The 5,447-nt window shown below is 57.0% G+C and carries 5 protein-coding genes; 4 read left to right on the top strand and 1 reads right to left on the bottom strand.

The annotated features are described in order from the left end of the window. Positions 1-2,352: glycoside hydrolase family 78 protein (locus KK078_RS30230; protein WP_254094765.1), on the top strand; the 2,352-nt coding region annotated here is incomplete at its 5' end. 197 nt (positions 2,353-2,549) lie between these two features. Further along, complete coding sequence (nudK, locus tag KK078_RS30225; RefSeq protein WP_254094763.1) at positions 2,550-3,143, top strand: GDP-mannose pyrophosphatase NudK; 594 nt, start codon at positions 2,550-2,552, stop codon at positions 3,141-3,143. Between the two features lie 241 nt (positions 3,144-3,384). On the opposite strand, the gene KK078_RS30220 is transcribed toward nudK, so the two are convergent. Next, positions 3,385-3,927, bottom strand: coding sequence for a hypothetical protein (locus KK078_RS30220; protein WP_254094761.1), 543 nt, complete (start codon positions 3,925-3,927; stop codon positions 3,385-3,387). Positions 3,928-4,426: 499 nt separating this feature from the next. On the opposite strand from KK078_RS30220, the gene KK078_RS30215 reads away from it, so the two are divergent. Then, positions 4,427-4,807 (top strand): LiaF transmembrane domain-containing protein, encoded by a 381-nt coding sequence (locus KK078_RS30215; RefSeq protein WP_254094758.1) that lies wholly within the window; start codon positions 4,427-4,429, stop codon positions 4,805-4,807. A 146-nt stretch (positions 4,808-4,953) separates the two neighbouring features. Beyond that, a partial coding sequence (locus tag KK078_RS30210) for a LiaF transmembrane domain-containing protein (protein ID WP_449508544.1) occupies positions 4,954-5,447 on the top strand: 494 nt, incomplete at its 3' end.

The raw sequence follows: 5,447 nt of genomic DNA, 5'->3' as shown, positions 1-5,447 counted from the left end.
GCGTGGTGTCCCGCCCAGTCGTTCGAGATGGGCCTCCTACAACCCGGTGACTGGACGGCCTCCTGGATCGAGCCCGACCTGCCCGGCGACGCCGTCAACAAACCCGCCCCGATGGTACGCCGGGAGTTCACCCTCGCCAGGCCCATCGCCGCGGCCCGGCTCTACGTCACGGCCCACGGCTTGTACGAAGCACATATCAACGGCCAGCGCGTAGGCGACGCATACCTCACACCCGGCTGGACGAGCTATAACAAACGGCTTCAATACCAGGTATACGACGTCACGAAGCTGCTGAAGACCGGCACCAACGCTACGGGCGTGCTGCTCGGCGACGGTTGGTACCGCGGAAACCTGGCCTGGGCCGACACCAAAAATATCTATGGCACCACACTCGGACTGCTGTACGAGCTGCGCGTGACCTATACCGACGGCACCCGACAGATCATCACATCCGACAACCAATGGAAGAGCACCACCGGCCCCATCGTAAGAGCCGGTATATACTATGGTGAAGCCTATGACGCCCGGCTCGAAAAGACCGGCTGGACGCAACCGGGTTATGCCGCTGCCGGCTGGCAGGGCGTAAAAGTCGTGGAAGGTGGAAAAGACAACCTGGTGGCTACCTACGGCCCACCCGTACGCAAGCATGAAACCTTCCGCGCACAAAAGATCATTCAAACACCTAAGGGTGAAACCGTGGTGGACTTCGGTCAGAACCTCGTCGGCTGGATCACGCTGAAAGTATCGGGCAAAGCCGGCGACCGCGTCACCATCCGGCACGCCGAAGTGCTCGACCGCGAAGGCAACTTTTACACCGACAACCTGCGCGCCGCACAAGCCGAAGTAGTATATACCCTCAAAGGCGATGGACAGGAAGTATACGAGCCGCGCCTGAGCTTCTTTGGCTTCCGGTATATAAAAGTAGAAGGATATCCCGGCACACTCACCGCCGACGCCATTTCCGCCACGGCGTTATACTCCGACATGCCCTCCACCGGCAGCTTTACCACCTCCCACCCGCTCATCAACCAACTGCAACACAACATCCGCTGGGGCCAGAATGGTAACTTTGTGGACGTCCCCACCGACTGCCCGCAACGCGACGAGCGCCTGGGCTGGACCGGCGACGCACAAGTATTTGCCCGCACCGCCGCCTACAACCGGCAAGTGGCCGGCTTCTTTAACAAATGGATGCACGATGTGGCCGCCGACCAGCACGCAGACGGACGCATACCCTTTGTGATCCCGAACGTGTTGAGTAAGAACGACGCAGCATCTACCGGCTGGGCCGATGTCGTCACCATCATACCGTGGACGATGTACCAGGCCTACGGCGATACGATCTTCCTCCAGCAGCAATACCCGTCCATGAAAGCCTGGGTAGAGTATATGGAACGAAACAGCCAGCACGACCTGTGGAACACCGGCTTCCATTTTGGCGACTGGCTCTTTTACCGTCCATTCGATGACAACGACGGCACCTCGGCCGTAACCGATAAATACCTCATCGCCCAATGCTTCCGCGCCAACTCGGTGCAGCTGATGATCAACGCCGCCACGATACTGGGCCGACAAGACGATGCACAGGCATATACCGACCAGCTGAAAAAGATCAAGGACGCTTTCTTACGCGAGTACGTAACGCCATCCGGTCGATTGGTGTCCGGCACGCAGACGGCGTATGTGTTGGCGTTGCAATTTGACATGTTGCCCGAGAACCTGCGCGCACAAGCGGCCGACCGCCTCGTGGCCAATGTGCGGCAATATGGCAACCACCTCACGACGGGCTTCCTCGGCACGCCCTACCTCTGTCATGTGTTGTCACAGACGGGCCACACCGACGTGGCCTACGATCTGCTCATGCAAGAGACGTATCCTTCGTGGCTTTACCCGGTAAAGATGGGCGCTACCACGATTTGGGAACGCTGGGACGGCATGCGCCCCGACGGCACCTTCCAGACCCCGGGCATGAACTCGTTCAACCACTACGCCTACGGCGCCATCGGCGACTGGATGTACCGCCGCATCACCGGCATCCGCAACGCAGCCCCGGGCTACAAACACATCACCATTGCCCCCGAGCCCGGCGGCAACCTCCAGCATGCCGAAGCCGAGCTGCTCACACCCCACGGCACCGTACGCTCAGCCTGGAAGAAAACCGGCGCGACGTTCACACTCGACGTAACCATCCCCGCTAACACCACGGCAGAAGTAGTGCTACCCGGCGCCGCAGGAAAGAAAGTCGTGGAGACAAAAACAGCGTTGGAGAAGACCGGCTGGGCACACAAACCGACTGGGAATGACATTGCCGTCACCATTGGTTCAGGCACATACCATTTTCAATATGAATGACAGGATCAACTGGCGCAGCCACTGTCGCGCTGTACTGATAATTTCTGTGCCTAACGTAGCATCTGGCGCAAGTTTAGCGCCAAGCGTAGCGCAGGCGTGTAACTTGTGCCTGCAACGGACGGCAGTTTGTAACTGCCGTCGGCCAGGCCCCGCAACATTCCCCCGCAATTTCCGTTGCTAAGGGCTGAACTTGCCACATGAATCCTACGATCAAGATTCTCCAAAAGGAGACCCTGTCCAACAACTGGTACACCCTTTACAAATACACCTACACCATCACCGGCCGGAACGGCCAGCAGCTCACCCAAAGCCGTGAAGCGTACGACCGGGGCAACGGCGCAACGATCCTGCTGTACAATAAAGCCGCCCAGACGGTGATCCTCACCCGCCAATTCCGCCTGCCGACGTTTGTCAATGGCAATGAAACAGGCATGATGATCGAAACCTGCGCAGGCCTGCTTGACCTGGACAATCCCGAAGACTGCATCCGCCGGGAAACAGAAGAAGAGACCGGCTACCGCATCAGCGACGTGCGCAAGGTATTCGAAGTATACATGTCACCGGGCTCGGTAACAGAGATCTTGTATTTCTTCGTGGGCGAGTATACGCTTGATCAGAAAGTGAACGACGGCGGCGGCGTGGATGAGCACGAGAACATCGATGTATTGGAATTGGATTTCTCGGAAGCGTTTGATATGATTGCACGCGGCGAGATCCGCGATGCGAAGACCATCATGCTCTTGCAGCACGCCCGGATCAATAACATACTGACCTATCGCCGGCCACGATAAGAGAGGCCGTTCCCCTGGCTGCAATCGCCCGGAATAACCGGTTTACAGCGACCTTTTAGCGACCTTACAGCGACCTTACAGTGACCTTACAGCGACCTTACAGCGATATTTAAGCATACCAAAGCCATACCAAAGCTAGGGATAAGCCGGAGCAACGTTATTCGATACATATCATCTGCCTGCAAAATAAGAAAGGGCACCTTACGGTGCCCTCCTGAAAAAAATATAAAACCACTGTAAACTAAATGGCGATCTCTTTCACCACTACGTCGAAGTCGCTCGATACAGAGGTGTTCGTCTCCAGGTTGTTGCCGGCGCCTGACAGTTGCAGCTTGCCGGAAACACGACCGGTCGAGCGGTCGAACGAGAAGTTTGTTACCGTCAGCTTGTTGCTGGCGGCGTTGCTGTCCATCACAAACCCATCGGCATTGGTGATTTGCATGTAAGGCTCAGACGGGTTCTGAACATCGCCATTCTTCAGCACGAAATACAACATCGCTGCGCCGTTTTCGCCGTCGTTACGAAATATGTTTACATCGATATCGCCGTTGTCACGCACGATATAATAAGAGTCGGTGTTCCCCACGGAAGCGCCGGGTGACTGCGCAAACTGGAACGTATTTTCACCCACGGTACCTTTCACAAAATTACCCGCTACCTCGCCGCTGGCAGTGGTAGAGGATTTGATTTGATCTGCTTCATTAGCACAATTTGTCAAAGCAACGGAGGCCGTACACACCAGGGCCACAGCGAACGAACGCATCATCATCGGTCTCTTCTTCATCGTCAGATAATTTGGTTATGGTTAATAATTAAAATTCCACTACTGCATAACAATTCCTGCTGGGGCAGACACGAAAAGAGGTATGGCACAAACGTGTGGACCGGCTGTACGGATACAACCCTTCCGGCACGTGACAGGCGCATGCGTGTATGTTTCAGACCTTATCTACGGGAAAGACGTGCCCAGGAAAAAGTGGGGCGCGTAGAAGTACAGGAATGATTCGTCTTTGGTTAGATTTGCGTAAGACGAGCGCTAAAAATCAATTCAAATAGAAGGTTTTTAGTTGATTTCGTATGACAAAAATACGGCGATCTTTCCCAAATCCTACGCGGTCTGTCGGCCTGATCAGTTCGTTTAAAGACCGATTCGTCGTTTCGGTGTCACCGCCTTCACCGCCTGTCGTCCGCCGTTCACCTACCGGGCTCCCGGTTCCGCCTAATGCCGCTGCCCAAGGCTCACTTCTCACCGTATATTCGTACAGACAACAACAAAAACCATCATGGAAAATCCCAACCCCATCCCCAACGTTTCGGAAACCGAAAAATGGCAACAACGTGAACGCCGTCGCCGCGTCGGCGGAGGAATCATTCTGCTGATCATCGGTGGCGTGCTGTTCGCCAAAGTGGCCGGTGTCGTCATGCCCGGCTGGCTCTTCACCTGGCCCATGATCTTTATCGCCATCGGTGTATTCGCCGCCATTAAAAAAGGGTTCACTGACATGGGATGGCTTTTTCCGATCGCCGTCGGCCTGGTATTCCTGGCCCAGAACGAAATTGAAGGCTTCTCCCCCTGGCCGTATCTGTGGCCTGTCATCCTGATCATTATCGGGCTGAGCATGCTGTTCCGCAGAAAACGCCGCGGACGCTGCGACGGGTGGTAAGGGCCACCGCCCCCAACCCGCCGTTCACCTACCGGTGACCGGCGCCGGCCTATCACCCCTCGCACAAACCACCCACACACCCTATTTTTACATAACATCAGCCGCAAGGCCTCCCAAACGAGAAAAAAATATCATCATACCATTATATGGAAACGCAAGACACGAAAAGCAACACCCCTGAGCCGGTAAAACCCTACCAGGACATCACAAACCCCGATCAGACGGGCCGGGTGCTGGGCGGCGTTGTTATTATCATCATCGGCAGCCTGCTGCTGGCCCGCAGCGTCGGCGCCGACCTGCCCGCATGGCTTTTCACCTGGCCCATGATCCCCATCGCCATCGGCCTGTTTGTGGGCGCCAAACACCGCTTCCGCCACCCGGGTTGGCTCATCCCGATCGCCGTCGGCGCCGTTTTCCTGACCATTAATATGATGTCGGAAGAAATCGACGCCAGCCAGTTCTTCTGGCCTGTCATCATCATCGTCATCGGCCTGGTCATGATCCTCAAGCCCAGGGGCCGCCGCGGCCCCGGGCGGCGCCCGGGCCCCCCGCCCCGGGCCCCCCGGCCCCCCCCCCCGGCCCCCCCCCGCCCCCCCCCCAGCGGGGGGGCGCTGGCCCCCGGAACCGCCGCCGCGCCGCG

This window comes from Dawidia soli, from assembly GCF_018598185.1.
GTDB classification, from domain to species: Bacteria; Bacteroidota; Bacteroidia; order Cytophagales; family Cyclobacteriaceae; genus Ohtaekwangia; species Ohtaekwangia soli.
This window is presented reverse-complemented; position numbering and strand designations above follow the sequence as displayed.